We start from the raw sequence: 16132 nt of genomic DNA, 5'->3' as shown, positions 1-16132 counted from the left end.
CCGCCCGGGCTACAGGTGGATAGGCGAAGAATGTCAGGCAGAAGGCCCGGCGCAGGGTTCCTCAAGACGGCGCTTCTGGTTGCGATGCTGGCGGGCTGCGGGGCTGGCCGCTCGAACGAGCGCGCGCTTGATAGCTACACCGCCGAAGAGATCTACAAGAAGGGCGAGCTGGAGCTTGAGACCAGCAAGAAGCCCAAGGACGCGCTGGTCTACTTCCAGGAAGTCGAGCGGCTGTATCCCTACACCGAATACGCCAAGCGCGCCCTGATCATGCAGGCTTACGCGCATCACCGGGCCAAGGAATATCCCGAGGCCCGCGATGCCGCGCAGCGCTACCTGGACTTCTACCCCGGTGACGAGGATGCGCCCTATGCGCTGTACCTGATGGCCTTGTCCTACTACGACCAGATCGACGACGTGGGCCGCGACCAGGGGATCACCTTCCAGGCGCTGCAAGGCATGCGCGACGTGATCGAGACCTATCCCGACAGCGAGTATGCCCGCTCGGCCATGCTGAAGTTCGACCTGGCCTTCGACCAGCTGGCGGCGAAGGAGATGGAGGTCGGGCGCTACTACCTGAAGCAGCGCCACTACACCGCAGCGATCAACCGCTTCCGCGTCGTGGTGCAGGATTTCCAGACCACGACCCACACCGCCGAGGCGCTGCACCGGCTGGTGGAATGCTACCTGGCGCTTGGCCTGACCGACGAGGCGCAGACGGCGGGGGCGATCCTGGGCTACAACTACCAGTCCTCGCCGTTCTACGACGACACGTTCCGCCTGTTGAAGGGCAAGGGTCTGTCGCCGGAAGCCAAGGGCGAAGGCTGGCTGCGCACGATCTATCGCCAGATGGTGAAGGGCGAGTGGTTGTAAGGATGGTGGGGGTCACCCACCCTACGAACGCCGATGCTGCGTAGTCTCGACATCCGCGATGTGCTGATCATCGACCGGCTGAGCCTTGACCTGGGGCCGGGCCTGAACGTCCTGACCGGCGAGACGGGGGCGGGGAAGTCGATCCTGCTGGATGCCCTGGGCTTCGTGCTGGGCTGGCGGGGCCGGGCTGAACTGGTGCGCCAAGGCGCGGCACAGGGCGAGGTGACGGTGGTCTTCGACCTGCCCCCGGGCCACGCGGCGCGGTCTGTGCTGGAAGAAGCAGGGATCGCGGCGCCCGACTCTTCCGACGGCGAGCTGATCCTGCGCAGGGTCAATGCCGCTGACGGGCGCAAGACGGCCTTCGTCAATGACCGTCGCGTCTCAGGCGAGGTGTTGCGCGATCTCTCCGACCAACTGGTCGAACTGCACGGCCAGCATGACGATCGGGGACTGCTGAACCCGCGCGGGCACCGGGCGCTGCTGGATGGCTTCGCGGGGCTGGACCTTGCGCCTTTGCGTGGGGCTTGGGCAGCGCAGCGCGAGGCGCGTAGCGCACTGGCCGAGGCGGAGGGAGCCCTGGCGCGGGCCGCGGCGGAAGAGGAATTCCTGCGGCATGCGGTGGCCGAGCTGGACAAGCTGAACCCCCTGCCGGGTGAGGATGAGGCCTTGGACGCCCGCCGTCGCCTGATGCAGGGCGCGGGGCGGATTCGGGAAGATGTGGCGAAGGCGCTGATGGCGCTGTCGGACGAGGGCGCCGAGGGCCGGATGCGCGATGCCCTGCGCTGGCTGGACGGCGCGGCGGAGAAGGCCGAGGGCGGCCTCGACGCGCCAATGGAGGCCTTGAACCGGGCTCTGATCGAGCTGGGCGAGGCGCAGGGCGGGGTGGAACGCGCGCTGGAGGCGCTGGACTTCGATCCGGGCGAGCTGGAGCGGGTCGAAGAGCGGTTGTTCGCGATCCGGGCTTTGGCGCGGAAGCATGGCGTGCTGGCGGACGATCTGGGCGGCTTTGCCGAGGGGCTGCGGGCGCGGCTGGCAGCCATCGACGGCGGAGCGGCGGGGATTGCCAGGCTGGGCAAGGCGGTGGCTGAGGCTGAGGCCGCCTATGCGGCGGAAGCGGCGCGGGTGACGAAGGCGCGGGTTGCGGCGGCGAAGCGGCTGGATGCGGCGATGGCGGCGGAGCTTGCGCCCCTGAAGATGGAGCGCGCGGTTTTTGCGACCGAGGTCACGGCGGGCGAGCCGGGGCCGGAGGGAGTGGATGCAGCGACCTTCACCGTCGCCACCAACCCCGGTGCGCCTGCCGGGCCTTTGAACCGCATCGCCTCGGGGGGGGAGCTTTCGCGGTTCCTGCTGGCGCTGAAGGTCTGCCTCACCGGCGACAGCCCCGGCCTGACGCTGATCTTCGACGAGATCGACCGGGGTGTTGGAGGCGCGACGGCGGATGCGGTCGGGCGGCGGCTGAAGGCGCTGGCAACGGGCGCGCAGGTGCTGGTCGTGACCCATTCGCCGCAGGTCGCGGCCTTCGGGGCGCGGCACTGGCGGGTGGAGAAGCGGGTGGCCAAGGGGCAGACGCTCTCTACCGTCACCGGGCTGGGGGCCGAGGAGCGGGTGGAAGAGATCGCCCGGATGCTGGCGGGCGACACCGTGACCGAGGCGGCGCGGGCGGCGGCGCGGGCCTTGCTTCAGGATTGACCGTCCTGCCCAAAGCCGCGCCGGATTTGTGACGATCCATGCATTCGGCGCATGGCGGGACTTCCGGGCTGGTTCTTTAATGCTGCGCTGCAGCGTCCTATCTTCAGGGCACGAAGAAAGGACATATCATGTTCAACCTGTTAAAATCGCTGGTTTCTGGGAAGGCCTTCCCGCGCATCGCCGATCTGGAGCGTGCCTATCTGAACGGCTCGGTGTCGCTTGTCGACCTGGAACGCCGTCAGCGCGAGATCGACCAGGGCCTGTTCCGCCGGTCGAGCTTTGACTACTGATCATGGCTGACCCGGCACCAGTTTGCCGGGATTCATGAGGTTCAACGGGTCGAGCGCGGCCTTGACCGCACCCATGACCTGCCAGCCCTCGCCATGTTCCGCCGCCATCAGGGGCAGCTTGCCGAAGCCCACGCCATGTTCGCCGGTGATCGTGCCGCCCAGGCGGAGGGAGCGTTCGGCCATCCTGTGCGCCAGTGACTTCGCGATGGCGGCTTCCTCTGGCTTCGACGGATCGACCAGCAGGATCGCGTGGAAATTGCCATCGCCGACATGGCCCAGGATCGGCCCCGGAATCCCCGATCCCGCGATGTCGGTCCGAGTCTCCTCAACCGCTTCCGCCAGGGCCGAGATCGGCACGCAGGTATCCGTGACCACTGCCTTCGCGCCCGGTTGCGAGGCGAGGATCGCCCGGTAGGCCGAATGGCGCGCGGCCCAGAGCCGGGTGCGGTCTTCCTGTTTTTCCGCCCAGTCCAGACCCGATGCGCCGAACTCCGCCGCCAAGGCGCGGAAACGGCTGACATCCTCGGCCAGGCCCGCCGGATGCCCGTGGAACTCCACCAGAAGCTGCGGGGCAAGGGGCAGGGTGAGGTGGGAAAAGGCGTTGCAGGCGGCGACCGTGGCTTCGTCCAGGAATTCGATCCGCGCCGGGGTCGGGCCCATCTGCATCGTCGCGATCACGCAATCGACCGCTGCCGCAACTGACGGGAAGGCGGCGACGGCGGTCATCACCGCCTCGGGCTGGCCGTGAAGCGTCAGCGTCAGTTCGGTGATCAGCCCCAGCGTTCCCTCGGACCCGACGAAAAGCGCGGTCAGATCGTAGCCCGCCGAGGATTTCGGCGCGGCCGTCCCGGTGCGGATCACCCGGCCACCCGCCAGCACGACCGTGAGCCCCTGCACGTTGTCCCGCATGGTGCCGTAGCGCACCGCGGTAGTGCCGGAGGCGCGGGTCGCGGCCATCCCGCCGAGCGAGGCGTTCGCGCCGGGATCGACCGGGAACATCAGTCCTGTCGTTCGAAGTTCCTGATTCAGCGCCTCGCGGGTGATGCCGGGCTGGACGCGGACGAGGCGATCCTCGGGGCGGATCTCCAGCATGGCGGCCATGTCGCGGAAGTCGACGACCACGCCCCCGGCAAGCGCCAGTGCGTGCCCTTCCAGCGAGGTCCCCGCGCCCCAGCCGATCAGGGGAACGCGGTGGGTGGTGGACCATTCGGCCAGTGCCGCCACCTCGGCGGTCGAGCGGGGGAAGGCCACGGCATCGGGCGGGCCGCCCGTGACCAGGCTTTCGCTTTGCGCGTGTTCGGCAAGGACGGCCCCGGCGACCGAGACGCGGTCGCCGAGGAGCGCGCGCAGCGACGAAAGGGCGGGATCGGGCAGCATTTCTCCAGCCTAGCGGCTTTCCCGAACGGCACAAGCTCTGGTCCTTCACGACGCTTTCGGCTATCAGGCCGCCATCCAGCCACAGGGAGTCGCCCCGATGAAAGCCGCCGTGATCACCTTTCCGGGATCGAACTGCGACCGCGACCTTGCCGTCGCGTTCGAGGGCGCGGGGTTCCAGGTGGTGCGGGTCTGGCACAAGGAGAGTGCGCTACCCGACGGCGTGGATGTCGTGGGCATTCCCGGCGGCTTCAGCTTCGGCGACTACCTGCGCTGCGGGGCCATCGCCGCGCAATCGCCGGTCAGCGCGGCGATCCGCGCCCATGCAGAGAGGGGCGGCTATGTGCTGGGGATCTGCAACGGGTTCCAGGTCGTCACCGAGATGGGCCTCCTGCCCGGCGTGCTGATGCGCAATGCCACGCTGAAATTCGTCTGCCGCACAATCTCGCTGAAGGTGGCGACCACCCGATCCGACTTCACCAGCGCCTATCGGCCGGGGCAGGAGATCCGCATCCCCATCGCCCACCACGACGGCAACTACACCATCGACGCCGAGGGTCTGGCGCGGCTGAAGGGCGAGGACCGCATCGCCTTCACCTATGCGCAGAACCCCAACGGCAGCATGGCCGACATCGCGGGCGTGCTGTCGGAGAACCGTCGCGTGCTGGGGATGATGCCGCATCCCGAACGCGCGACCGAGGTGGCGCTGGGCGGCACCGACGGCCAGGGCCTGTTCGCTTCACTCATGCGCGGGATGGCGCTGGCCTGACCCCCATCGGCTTGAGGCGGCCCGGACCCGGCCCTAGTCTTGGGCCATGACCGCCAGCGATCCCAACATTGCGTCCCCCTCGACACCGGGCCTGCCCTGGCGTGCCAAGCTGGCCGTGGTGTTGCTGGTGATTCTGGCGATTGTCGTGGTGCTGGTGTCGAACCGGCTCTTGACCGACCGCTACACCGCCGACACCCGCAGCCGGGCCGAGGTTCGGCTGGCGCTTTATACCGGGAACCTGATGGCCGAATTGCAGCGGACCTCGGTCGTGCCGCTCTTGCTGGCCTCGGACCCCGATCTGCGCAAGGCGCTCAAGGACGGCAATTTCTCGGCCACCTCGGCCAAGCTGATCGCGTTGCAGGGCGAGCTTGGGGTAGCCTCCATCCGCCTGGTCGATGCCGACGGGCGGGTGGTGGGCGCGACCAACCGCAACGTGCTGGGGACGAACCTTCGCAACGAGATCTCTTTCGTGGCGGCGCAGCGGGCAAAGGACACTGTCTTCTCTCCCGTCAAGCGCGAGGCGGGCGGGTTCGATTTCCTGTATTCGCGTGTGGTGATGGTGGATGCCAAACCGCTGGGCGTGATCATCGTCTCGGTCGACCTGATGAAATACGAACGCGCCTGGACCGGGTTGCTGGACGCGATCATGGTGACGGACAGCGAGGGCACCGTCGTGCTCTCGACCGAACCGCGCTGGCGGGGCCTGCCGATGGCCGAGGCGCTGGCGTTGCGCGACCCGCCCTCGGCCCTGGCGCGGGCCCTGCGGGCGACGGCGGAATGGACGCAGGACCCGCCCGACGCCTATGTCCGGGGCGAGGCGGTGATGAAGACCGAATCGCGGGTGCCCTTCCGGGGCTGGCGGATCGCCACCTTCACCGCCTATGGCTCGGTCCGCGAGCAGGTGAACGGCATCCTGGCGCTGGAGATCATGGGCTTCGCGATCCTGATGGCCTTCACCTTCTACCTGCTGTCGCGCCGGGCCTGGTCGCGGTCCCTGTCGTTCCAGCGGGAATCGGCGGAACTGCGACTTCTGAACGCCCGGCTGCAACGGGCGATTGCCGAGCGCGAGAAGGTGAAGAAGGACCTGGAGGTGGCCGAGCTGACGCTGGCGCAGTCCTCGAAGCTGGCGGCCCTGGGCGAGATGTCGGCGGCTGTGAGCCATGAGCTGAACCAGCCGCTTGCGGCGATGAAGACCTATCTGGCAGGCGCGCGGCTTCTGTTGCAGAGGAAGCGCCCGGATGAGGCGCTGTCCAGCTTCCAGCGGGTCGACGATCTGATCGAACGGATGGGCGCGATCACGCGGCAGTTGAAGTCCTACGCGAGAAAGGGCGGAGAAGCCTTTGAAGAGGTTGATCTTCGCGCCTGCGTTTCCTCGGCGCTGGCGATGATGGAGCCGCAGTTGAAGGCCCGGGTGGTGAAGATCAGCCGGGGGATGCCTCGGCAGGCGGTGATGGTCATGGCCGACCGTCTGCGGCTGGAGCAGGTCATCATCAACCTGCTGCGCAACGCGCTGGATGCGACGAAAGACACCAAGGACCCGCAGATCGACATCCTTCTGTCGGCGGGGGAAACCGCGACCCTGACGGTGCGCGACAATGGCCACGGGATCACCGATCTCGAGAACCTGTTCGAACCCTTCTACACGACGAAGAAGCCGGGAGAGGGGGTGGGGCTGGGCCTTGCGATCTCGTCCGGGATCGTCACCGATCTGGGCGGCCGTCTGACCGCACGGAACGGCGATGGCGAAGGGGCGGTTTTCGAGATGCAGTTGCCGATCCTTGGCAACAAACAGGAAGCAGCAGAATGAAGAGGTCCCAATGGCCCGCGCAATGAAAGTCGCGATCGTCGATGACGAGGCCGACATGCGGCAGTCGATCAGCCAGTGGCTTGCGCTGTCGGGGTTCGATACGGAAACCTATGCCAGCGCGGAAGATGCGCTGAAGGTGATCGGGCCGGATTTCCAGGGCGTCGTGGTCAGCGACATCAAGATGCCGGGGATGGACGGGATGGCCTTCCTCAAGCGGCTGATGGGGCAGGATTCGGGCCTTCCGGTCATCATGATCACCGGCCACGGCGACGTGCCGATGGCGGTCGAGGCGATGCGGGTGGGGGCCTTCGACTTCCTGGAGAAGCCCTTCAATCCCGACCGAATGACCGAGCTTGCCAAGCGCGCGACCCAGGCGCGGCGGATGACACTGGACAACCGGGCGCTGCGGAAGGAACTCGCGGACGGGTCGACGATCATCAAGAAGCTGATCGGCACCAGCCCGGCGATGGAGCGGCTGCGCGAGGACATCCTCGACCTGGGGCAGGCGGACAGCCACGTGCTGATCGACGGCGAGACGGGGACGGGCAAGACGCTGGTCGCCCATGCCCTGCACGCCGTGGGGCCGCGGGCGTCGAAGAAGTTCGTGGCGATCTCCTGCGCGGCCTGGTCGGAGGACAAGCTGGCGGCGCGGCTGTTCGGGCCGGGCGAGGACGGGGCCTTGCCGCTGGTCGAGGAGGCGCGGGGTGGGACGCTGTGCCTGGAGGACATCGAGGCGCTGCCGAACGCCTTGCAGGCGCGGCTGCTGACCTTCATCAACGATCAGGGGGTGCCGCCCGAGACGCGGATCATCGCGATCTGCAACAGCCACGCCCCGGACACGACGCTGGAGCAGGTGCTGCGGCCGGACCTTTTCTACCGGCTGGGGGCGATGACGATCGTGCTGCCCCCCTTGCGGACCCGGGGCGAGGATATCCTGCAACTCTTCACGCGGCTGTCGGAACAGTTTGCCGAGGAATACGGCTGCGACGCCCCGCAGGTGACGGCGCAGGAGGCGGCGCAGCTGTTGCAGGCGCCCTGGCCGGGGAATGTGCGGCAGCTGGTGAACATCGCCGAGCGGGCGGTGTTGCAGAACCGGCGGGGGTCGGGGTCGATTGCGAGCCTTCTGATGGCCGAGAACGAGGCTTCGGGGCCGGCGCTGACCACCGAGGGCAAGCCTTTGAAGGACTATGTCGAGGCCTTCGAGCGGATGCTGATCGACAACACGATGCGGCGGCACAAGGGGTCGATCGTGGCGGTGATGGAGGAGCTGTGCCTGCCGCGGCGGACGCTGAACGAGAAGATGGCCAAGTACGGGCTGACCCGCGGGGACTATGTGTGACCCTCGGGTTGTCCACGGTGGACTGAAATTGGTAGGCAAGTAAATCAGTGGCTTGGCTGTAGGCGTTCAGGAATCGTTAGGAGTTTGGCGCGCCTGCGACGAGGAGACCAAGTCGAAGGAGGAGGGTGTGGCGGGCCGGACTTGCCGGAACCTCGCAACCGTGGCTTTCTGGCCCGACCGGGCGGGAGGGCGACAGGTGGCAGGGACAAGGCGGAGCGGGTTGGTCATCGCAATTCTGGCGGCTGGCCCGGCGCAGGCGGAATGCCTGGGGTCCTGTGCGGACGACTTGCTGGCGGCGCTGATCTCTCTGGTGGTCTATGGCGTGATCGGGATCGTCCTTCTGGTGATGCTGATCCGGGCGAAATGGCGACGGGCGGGTCTTTGGGCGCTGGCTGTCGGCCTTGTGCTGGCGATCGGGCTGCCGTTGATCAGCCAGGGGTGGCTCTCCTGGCGGCTTCGGTCGATGGAGGCTCATGAAATCGTGGGAACACCGCCGCCCCTGGCGGATGTGACCCCGTTGATGATCGCGCCGGACAGCTATTGCGAAGACAGTCCTTGCGGGGCCGTGCTGGAGGGGCGCGGGTCGACCGGCCTGTATGTGCTGCCGGTGGAGGGGTTGAGCGGCTTCGATCTGACCCGGCCGATCCCGCTGGCCGACCTGCCGCTGCAACATTGGTCATGGTCCACGACAGGCGTGGGCGAACGCCGGGTCCTGACCGAAGACGAACGGCGCGAGGCGGCAGGGCGGATCGACTATCTGATCGTTACATCCTGGCCCTACACGCAAGGTGAACCCGGAGCCATCGAAGCGGCCTTGCGGCCGAACCCGGTGCTGGAGGGCCTGTCGCCCGACGCGGCGGTGCGATTGCTGATGGCGCGGCTGCCCTCGGTCGCGGACGGATTGTCCTTCGCCACCATGGGCTTCGATCTTCTGGACCTGACGCTGACCAGTCGCGCGATGGCCTTGCCTCTGGCGCCACGCAACACGCAAAGGGCGGACAACAGGCCGACCGGGATCGAGCAGGCGGTCGCAGCGATCTGCCCGGCCGGGGAAGGGGCCTCGTCGTGCCGCGAGATGCTGGAACAATAAGCCTTGCCTCGGCGCCCGATCTTGCATGACAGCCGGGTGACGGCTGGGTGAAATTCGCCATTGCCCTTGGTCGCGCTTTGCCGATAGGGTCGGGCCGAGGCGGTCTGTCCGCCCTGGAAATTCTCTCCCTTGCTGCCGGGCGCGTGGAAACGTGTCCCTTCTTGGGAGCCGGATCGGTCGCAAGACCGTGCACATTGCCTGCAAGTCCCTGGATTTGTTGGCTTTCAGAGGTGAAGGGCCGCCTGGCCCTTCAATTTGTAACCGCGATGAGGCTTGGGAGCACCTTGAGCATTGGACCAGTCGACCCACCGGGTCGGAGGCCGATGCATCTGCTTCACGCCCGCGCCCAGACAAGCCGCCCCGTTCGTTTCGTTTCCCCGTCTGGTCCGCCAGGCGGCCCGTTGCGCCCGGGGCGCAGTGGACCAAAATGTCAAAGAAAATGCTTATCGACGCCACCCACACCGAGGAAACCCGGGTGGTCGTGGTCGACGGAAACAAGGTCGAAGAATTCGATTTCGAGACCGTAAACAAGCGCCAGCTGGCCGGGAATATCTATCTGGCCAAGGTGACGCGGGTCGAACCCTCGCTTCAGGCGGCCTTCGTTGAATATGGCGGCAACCGCCACGGCTTCCTGGCCTTTGCCGAAATCCACCCGGATTACTACCAGATCCCGGTCGCCGACCGTAAGGCGCTGATCGAGGAAGAGCGGGCGATGGCCCGCGCCGAGGAAGAGGAAGAGAACCGCCGCTCGCGCCGCCGCCCGCCGCGCCCCGCGGCGAAGGCCGAGCAGGTGAAGTCCGACGACGCCGTGGTTGAGGGTCCGTCCGGCATGGATGTCGTGGACCTTGGCGAGGACGAGACCCACGACGGCCCGCTGGTCGAGGCGGCGGCGGTCGAGGCGACCGAGCCGGAGCAGGACCATGGCCATGATCACGAGGGCCACGATCACGACCACCACAACGAGTCGGTCGAGAGCGGCAATGACGGGCGCTACCGCGCGGTGGATCACGCCAGCGACACCGACGAGGAAATCGAATCCATCGCCGAAGAGGACGTGGCCGAGGAAATCGCCCAGCCGCGTCGCCCGCGCGCCCGGCGCTACAAGATCCAGGAAGTGGTCAAGGTCCGGCAGATCATGCTGGTCCAGGTGGTCAAGGAAGAGCGCGGCAACAAGGGCGCGGCGCTGACGACCTACCTGTCGCTGGCAGGTCGCTATTGCGTGCTGATGCCGAACACGGCCCGGGGCGGCGGGATTTCCCGCAAGATCACCAATGCGGTGGACCGCAAGAAGCTGAAGGAGATCGCGGGCGATCTGGAGGTGCCGGAAGGCGCGGGCCTGATTGTGCGGACGGCGGGGGCCAAGCGGACCAAACCGGAAATCAAGCGCGATTACGAATACCTGATGCGGCTTTGGGAGCAGATCAGGGAACTGACGCTGAAGTCGATTGCGCCAGCGAAGATCTACGAGGAGGGCGACCTGATCAAGCGCTCGATCCGTGATCTGTATTCCCGCGAGATCGACGAGGTGCTGGTCGAGGGTGAAGGCGGCTATCGCACCGCCAAGGACTTCATGCGGATGATCATGCCGAGCCACGCCAAGCAGGTGGTGCGCTATCAGGACCAGACGCCCTTGTTCGCGAAGCATCAGGTGGAAGGCTACCTTTCGGGCATGTTCAACCCGGTGGTGCAGCTGAAATCCGGCGGCTACATCGTGATCGGCGTGACCGAGGCGCTGGTGGCCATCGACGTGAACTCGGGCCGGGCCACCAAGGAAGGCTCGATCGAGGAAACCGCGCTGAAGACCAACGTCGAGGCGGCGGAAGAGATCGCCCGCCAGCTGCGGCTGCGCGACCTTGCCGGGCTGATCGTGATCGACTTCATCGACATGGAAGAGCGGCGCAACAACGCCACCGTCGAGAAGCGGCTGAAGGACAAGCTGAAGACCGACCGCGCGCGGATTCAAGTGGGGCGGATTTCGGGCTTCGGCCTTCTGGAGATGAGCCGGCAGCGGCTGCGGCCGGGGATGCTGGAATCGACCACGCAGGCCTGCCCGCATTGCCATGGCACCGGGCTGATCCGGTCGGACGATTCGATGGCGCTGACGGTGCTGCGGGCGCTGGAGGAAGAGGGCACGCGGAAACGGTCGCGCGAGGTGCTGCTGAAGGCGCCGGTCGGGATCGTGAACTACCTTTTCAATGCGAAGCGCGAGCATGTGGCGCTGATCGAGGCGCGCTATGGGATGAGCGTGCGGATCGAGGCGGACCCGATGATGGTCTCGCCGGATTACTCCATCGAGAAGTTCAAGACCGCGTTGCGCGCGGTGCCGGAGACGCCGGTGGTCTCGGGCCATGCGGGTCTGATGGGGGCGCCGGTCGAGGAAGAGGAGGACGAGGATTACGCCCTCGACCTGGTCGAGGAGGAAGCCGAGGAAACGGAGGCCGCTGCGGCGGCTCCGGCGTCGGGCGAGGGTGACGGGCAGCCGGGACGCAAGAAGCGTCGGCGCCGTCGGCGTCGGCGGGGTGGCCAGCGCGATGGCGTGGCGGCTGCGGGCGGCGAGGCCGGGGCCGAGGAAGACGGAGAGGACGATGGCGACGACGATGCGGGCGAGACCGCCGAGGGCGTGGCTGTCGAGGTAGCGGAAGTGGTGGCGGTGGTCGAGGATGCGCCTCCTGCGAAGCCGAAGCGGGTGCGCAAGCCGCGCGGCGCCAAGGCCGAGGCGGCGGAGGTCGCGGTGGCAGAGGTCGCTGTGGTGGCAGAGGCTGCGCCCGAGCCGGTGGCCGAGGCGCCGGTCGAGCAGAAACCCGCGCCGAAGAAGCGGGCGAGCCGGGCCAAGGCGGCAGCGCCGGTGGCCGAGGCTCCGGTCGCGCCCGTCGAGGCGGTTGCGGAACCGGCGGCGAAGCCTGCCCGCACGCGCGCGCCGCGGTCCAAGGCGGCGGAGCCTGTGGTGGAAGCCGTGCCCGAGGCCCCGGCGCTGGCGCCCGATCCAGGGATGATCCCGACGGCGGAGACGCTGATCGCTGACCCTGCCGAGGCGGTGGCGCCCGAGCCGGTGGCGGACGAACCGGCCAAGCCCAAGCGCAAGGGCTGGTGGTCGCTGGGCCGCTGAGGCGGAAAGACAGGATTGGGGACGGGCGGTCGGGGAACGGCCGCCCGATTTCATTCAGCCGCGGCGGATGAGGTGAAGGGTCACGTTGCCCTCGGCCTGCGTGCCGAGATAGGCGTGCCCCGCCTCGGCGCAGAAATGCGGCAGGTCGATTTCGGCCATCGCATCGGTCGCGCGGACGCAAAGCACGGTGCCGGGCGCAAGGGACAAAAGCCGCTTGCGCGCGCGCAGCACGGGCAGGGGGCACAGAAGCCCCTCGCAATCCACCATGTCATCCCAGTCGGCCATGCGCGGGGTGTAGCGGGGCGAGCGCAGCCCGGCAAGGTTGCGGCGCGGCCACGCGCATGTGACGTGCTGTCCCCGTGACGGGGCGGAAGAAAGCGGCTAAGGGGGGCGAGCATGTTCGGAATCGAGATCATAGACGCCGCCCTGATGCCCGCGATGCTGGTCGCGCTGGTGGCGGGGGTTCTGTCTTTCCTCAGCCCCTGCGTCCTGCCCATCGTGCCGCCCTACCTCGCCTATATGGGGGGGATTTCGGTGGGCGAGATGAAGGACGGCTCGCAGAAGCACCGGGTGATCCTGCCCGCGTTGTTCTTCGTCCTGGGCCTGTCGACGATCTTCCTGCTGCTCGGCTTCACCGCATCGGCCTTCGGGAGCTTCGTGCTGGAGAACCAGGTCCTGCTGGCGCGCATCTCGGGCGTCGTCATCATCATCTTCGGCCTGCATTTCCTGGGCATCTTCACGATCCCGATCCTGCACCGCGAGATGCGGGTCGATGCGGGCGACCGGGGCGGGTCGGCCTTCGGGGCCTATCTGCTGGGCCTCGCCTTCGCCTTCGGCTGGACCCCGTGCATTGGTCCGCAACTGGGCGCGATCCTGTCGCTGGCCGCGCAGGAAGGCAGCATGGAGCGGGGAACGCTGCTCTTGGGGGTCTATGCGCTGGGGCTGGGCCTGCCGTTCCTTCTGGCGGCAATTTTCATCGATAATGCAATGCACTTGATGGCAAAGCTCAAGCGCTACATGAAGCTGATCGAGCGGTTGATGGGCAGCCTGCTGATCCTTGTCGGTCTGGCGCTGGTCACTGGCGCCTTCACCGATTTCAGCTACTGGATGCTGGAGACCTACGAGTTCCTCGGCGTGCCCTTGCCGGGCTGATCGGGTGGACGAAGGCTTCCCTCCTGCCAACCAGCGGTTAAGCTAAGCCGGTCAGACTGGCGGGATGAGCGTGGTTTCAGACAGCGAGACGGATAGTGTGGCGGGCGCCTTTCGGCGTCATGTGCTGTACATTCCGGGCTATGACCCGTTCCCGCCGCGCCGCTACCGCGAATTGTACCGCACGGAAGGTGCGGCACAGGCGGCGATCTCGGGCTATCAGTTGGCGATCCGGCCCCGCACAGGGGAAACCTATGGCTGGACCGTCGTTGCCGGGATGGACGGGCGGGCGGTGGAGACAGAGGTCGAGGTGCTGGTCTGGTCGGACCTGGTGAAAGGGTCGATGGATCGCGGCATCCTTGGAACCTATGGCCAACTGGCGCGGACGGCCTGGCTTTATCTGTCCTCCGGCGCGCTGTTTCGGCTGATCCGGCTGCGCAAGGGGCCGATGATCGCGGCACTGTATCCGGCGGTGCTGCTGGTCGTTCAGGCGATTGTTGCGCTGGCGGCGGGGGGGCTGGTCCTCTGGTTGGCGCGGGCCTTGCCCTGGGGACTGGGCTGGCTGATGACGCTTCTTGCCGGATGGGCGGTGCTGGAGGGGTTCCGGCGCCTCGACCACCGGCTGTTCGTCTACTACCTGATGCACGACTACGCCTTTACCACGGTCGAAGGGGGGGCCTATCCCGCGGTGCTGGAGGACCGGCTTGCAGTGTTCCGGGGGCGGGTGCGGGCGGCGCTGGGGTCGGGCGTCGACGAGGTGCTGGTCGTCGGCCATTCCTCGGGCGTGCATCTGGGGGTCTCGCTGCTGGCCGACCTGATCCGCGAGGGGGTGCCGGGCTGCCCGGCGCTGGGGTTCCTGAGCCTGGGGCAGGCCGTGCCGATGGTGTCCTACCTGCCGGGAGCGGCGCGGTTGCGGGGGGATCTGGCCTATCTGTCGACACGGGAGGAGTTGACCTGGGTCGATGTGACGGCTCCGGGGGATGGGTGCAGCTTCGCGCTCTGCGATCCGGTGGCGGTCAGCGGGGTCGCGCCGGAGGGGCAGCGCTGGCCGCTGATCCTTTCTGCGGCCTTCACCCAGACCTTGAGCCCGGAGAAATGGCAGACGCTGAAGCGGCGCTATTTTCGGCTGCATTTCCAGTATCTCTGCGCCTTCGACCGTCCCGGCGACTATGATTACTTCCGTATCACCGCCGGGCCGCTGACGCTGGCGGAGCGGTTCCGGGGGCGGAAGCCTTCGGCCAGCCGGATCACCACCCCGCTCTCGCCGTTCCAGGATGTGGCATGAGCCCGGTGCTGCCCCCGAAGCCGGAACCGCGGGCGGACAAGGTCTCGCTCTGGGGCCATCTGCGGGCCTTCCGGCGCGATATATTGTCGGCGCAACCGGCGCGGCTGTATCGGGCCTGGATGGCGGAGTTCCGCACGCCCTTCTTCGAGAGCTACCTCTGCAATGACCCGGCCCTGGTGCGGCGGGTGCTGGATGAGCGGTCCGCCGATTTCCCGAAGTCGGACCGGGTGACGGAGGGGCTGCGGCCCCTGCTCGGTCGGTCGGTCTTCGTGACGAACGGCGAGGACTGGCTGCACCAGCGGCGGATCATCGACCCGGCCTTCGAGGGCGGGCGTGTGAAGGAGGCGTTTCCGGCGATCTGGGCGGCCTCTGAGGCGGCGGTGGCGCGGATGGAGCCGGGCGAGGTGGAGGCGGAGCTTGCGGCCAGCCATGCGGCGGCGGATGTGATCTTCCGGACGCTGTTTTCCATCCCGATCGAGGACCAGGTGGCGCAGGCGGTGTTCCATGAGTTCCGGGCCTATCAGCGCTCGGCGCCGATCCTGAACCTGGGCGCCTTCCTGCCGCTGCCACGCTGGGTGCCGCGGCTGCATCGGCGGACGACCTTGCGCTCGGCAAAGGCGATCCGGGGGCTGATCGAGGGGCTGACGGCAGAGCGGGCGGAGGCGATTGCCGAAGGGCGGGCGCCCATGGATCTTGCGACGAAGATCATGACCACGCCGGACCCGGTGACGGGGGAGGCTTTCGGCACGGCGGAGATGGTCGACCAGGTGGCGATCTTCTTCCTTGCCGGGCACGAGACCAGCGCCTCTGCCTTGGGCTGGGCTTTGTATCTGCTGGCGACGCATCCGGAGGTTCAGGAGCGGGTGGCGGCGGAGGCCGGGGCGCTTCGACCGGAGTTCGGGGTGGTGGGGGCGCTGCGCTTTACCCGCGACGTGTTCCGCGAGGCGCTGCGGCTTTATCCGCCGGTGCCGATGCTGGTGCGTGAGACTGTGCGGGCGGAGGAGTTTCGGGGGCGGAAGGTAAAGCGGGGGGCGCAGGTGGTGATCAGCCCGTGGCACCTTCACCGGCATGAAAGGCTGTGGGATCGGCCCGATGCGTTCGATCCCGACCGCTGGGTGGGTGAGGGGAGGGAGACTGCGCGGGAGGGCTATCTGCCGTTCTCGCGGGGGCCAAGGGTCTGTCCGGGGGCAGGGTTCGCCATGCTGGAGGGCACGCTGATGCTGGCGCATCTGGTGCGGGCGTTCCGGTTTCAGGCGGTGGAGGGGCGCGTCCCGGTGCCGGTGGCGCAGCTGACGGTGCGGGCGAAGGACGGGATCTGGTTGCGGGCAGTGCGACGGTAGATCGGCAGATTGCCCATCCTA

13 protein-coding genes are annotated in these 16132 nt (G+C 67.5%); 11 read left to right on the top strand and 2 right to left on the bottom strand.

Annotation, left to right across the window (positions count from 1 at the left end):
• Positions 1–30: 30 nt before the first annotated feature.
• The 3 genes from JNJ68_RS16640 (at position 31) to JNJ68_RS16630 (ending at position 2852) form a co-directional block, all read left to right on the top strand.
• Positions 31–873: an outer membrane protein assembly factor BamD gene (locus tag JNJ68_RS16640; RefSeq protein ID WP_294984001.1), complete on the top strand. Its 843-nt coding sequence runs from the start codon at positions 31–33 to the stop codon at positions 871–873.
• A gap of 33 nt (positions 874–906) precedes the next feature.
• Complete coding sequence (gene recN, locus JNJ68_RS16635; RefSeq protein WP_294983999.1) at positions 907–2562, top strand: DNA repair protein RecN; 1656 nt, start codon at positions 907–909, stop codon at positions 2560–2562.
• 128 nt (positions 2563–2690) lie between these two features.
• Positions 2691–2852, top strand: coding sequence for a DUF3563 family protein (locus tag JNJ68_RS16630; RefSeq protein WP_294983997.1), 162 nt, complete (start codon positions 2691–2693; stop codon positions 2850–2852).
• Here JNJ68_RS16630 and JNJ68_RS16625 read toward each other — a convergent pair whose 3' ends face one another.
• A complete protein-coding gene (locus JNJ68_RS16625; RefSeq protein WP_294983994.1) occupies positions 2853–4229 on the bottom strand; it encodes an FAD-linked oxidase C-terminal domain-containing protein in 1377 nt (458 codons plus the stop codon).
• Between the two features lie 97 nt (positions 4230–4326).
• Here JNJ68_RS16625 and purQ point away from each other — a divergent pair, with 97 nt between their 5' ends.
• The 5 genes from purQ to JNJ68_RS16600 all read left to right on the top strand — a co-directional run bounded on the left by purQ (position 4327) and on the right by JNJ68_RS16600 (position 12337).
• Entirely contained in the window at positions 4327–4995 is a 669-nt protein-coding gene (purQ, locus tag JNJ68_RS16620) for a phosphoribosylformylglycinamidine synthase subunit PurQ (RefSeq protein WP_294983991.1), read from the top strand.
• Between the two features lie 46 nt (positions 4996–5041).
• Positions 5042–6802 (top strand): ATP-binding protein, encoded by a 1761-nt coding sequence (locus JNJ68_RS16615; protein WP_294983988.1) that lies wholly within the window; start codon positions 5042–5044, stop codon positions 6800–6802.
• A 10-nt stretch (positions 6803–6812) separates the two neighbouring features.
• Positions 6813–8141, top strand: coding sequence for a sigma-54 dependent transcriptional regulator (locus JNJ68_RS16610; RefSeq protein WP_294983986.1), 1329 nt, complete (start codon positions 6813–6815; stop codon positions 8139–8141).
• 220 nt (positions 8142–8361) lie between these two features.
• Complete coding sequence (locus JNJ68_RS16605) at positions 8362–9231, top strand: hypothetical protein (RefSeq protein WP_294983983.1); 870 nt, start codon at positions 8362–8364, stop codon at positions 9229–9231.
• A gap of 427 nt (positions 9232–9658) precedes the next feature.
• On the top strand, positions 9659–12337 hold the full coding sequence (locus tag JNJ68_RS16600; protein WP_294983981.1) for a ribonuclease E/G: 2679 nt from the start codon (positions 9659–9661) through the stop codon (positions 12335–12337).
• Positions 12338–12391: 54 nt separating this feature from the next.
• Here the strand turns inward: JNJ68_RS16600 and JNJ68_RS16595 are convergent, their stop codons facing one another.
• A complete protein-coding gene (locus tag JNJ68_RS16595; protein WP_294983978.1) occupies positions 12392–12622 on the bottom strand; it encodes a sulfurtransferase TusA family protein in 231 nt (76 codons plus the stop codon).
• 111 nt (positions 12623–12733) lie between these two features.
• Between JNJ68_RS16595 and JNJ68_RS16590 the strand changes: the two genes are divergently transcribed.
• The 3 genes from JNJ68_RS16590 to JNJ68_RS16580 all read left to right on the top strand — a co-directional run bounded on the left by JNJ68_RS16590 (position 12734) and on the right by JNJ68_RS16580 (position 16111).
• A complete protein-coding gene (locus JNJ68_RS16590; protein ID WP_294983976.1) occupies positions 12734–13489 on the top strand; it encodes a cytochrome c biogenesis protein CcdA in 756 nt (251 codons plus the stop codon).
• 64 nt (positions 13490–13553) lie between these two features.
• Complete coding sequence (locus JNJ68_RS16585; RefSeq protein WP_294983973.1) at positions 13554–14771, top strand: hypothetical protein; 1218 nt, start codon at positions 13554–13556, stop codon at positions 14769–14771.
• Positions 14768–16111 (top strand): cytochrome P450, encoded by a 1344-nt coding sequence (locus JNJ68_RS16580; protein WP_294983970.1) that lies wholly within the window; start codon positions 14768–14770, stop codon positions 16109–16111. The genes JNJ68_RS16585 and JNJ68_RS16580 overlap by 4 nt, the downstream gene beginning before the upstream one ends.
• The last annotated feature ends 21 nt before the right edge of the window (positions 16112–16132 follow it).

It is taken from the genome of Tabrizicola sp. (assembly GCF_016793705.1).
In the GTDB taxonomy this organism is placed as follows: domain Bacteria; phylum Pseudomonadota; class Alphaproteobacteria; order Rhodobacterales; family Rhodobacteraceae; genus Tabrizicola.
Note: the sequence above shows the minus strand (reverse complement) of the source record. Positions and strands in the feature narration are given on the sequence as shown.

Bases quoted from the DNA above. Each gene is read 5' to 3' on its own strand.
- JNJ68_RS16640 (WP_294984001.1), top strand. From the start codon at position 31: ATGTCAGGCAGAAGGCCCGGCGCAGGGTTCCTCAAGACGGCGCTTCTG.
- recN (WP_294983999.1), top strand. From the start codon at position 907: ATGCTGCGTAGTCTCGACATCCGCGATGTGCTGATCATCGACCGGCTG.
- JNJ68_RS16630 (WP_294983997.1), top strand. From the start codon at position 2,691: ATGTTCAACCTGTTAAAATCGCTGGTTTCTGGGAAGGCCTTCCCGCGC.
- JNJ68_RS16625 (WP_294983994.1), bottom strand. From the start codon at position 4,229: ATGCTGCCCGATCCCGCCCTTTCGTCGCTGCGCGCGCTCCTCGGCGAC.
- purQ (WP_294983991.1), top strand. From the start codon at position 4,327: ATGAAAGCCGCCGTGATCACCTTTCCGGGATCGAACTGCGACCGCGAC.
- JNJ68_RS16615 (WP_294983988.1), top strand. From the start codon at position 5,042: ATGACCGCCAGCGATCCCAACATTGCGTCCCCCTCGACACCGGGCCTG.
- JNJ68_RS16610 (WP_294983986.1), top strand. From the start codon at position 6,813: ATGGCCCGCGCAATGAAAGTCGCGATCGTCGATGACGAGGCCGACATG.
- JNJ68_RS16600 (WP_294983981.1), top strand. From the start codon at position 9,659: ATGTCAAAGAAAATGCTTATCGACGCCACCCACACCGAGGAAACCCGG.
- JNJ68_RS16595 (WP_294983978.1), bottom strand. From the start codon at position 12,622: ATGGCCGACTGGGATGACATGGTGGATTGCGAGGGGCTTCTGTGCCCC.
- JNJ68_RS16590 (WP_294983976.1), top strand. From the start codon at position 12,734: ATGTTCGGAATCGAGATCATAGACGCCGCCCTGATGCCCGCGATGCTG.
- JNJ68_RS16585 (WP_294983973.1), top strand. From the start codon at position 13,554: ATGAGCGTGGTTTCAGACAGCGAGACGGATAGTGTGGCGGGCGCCTTT.
- JNJ68_RS16580 (WP_294983970.1), top strand. From the start codon at position 14,768: ATGAGCCCGGTGCTGCCCCCGAAGCCGGAACCGCGGGCGGACAAGGTC.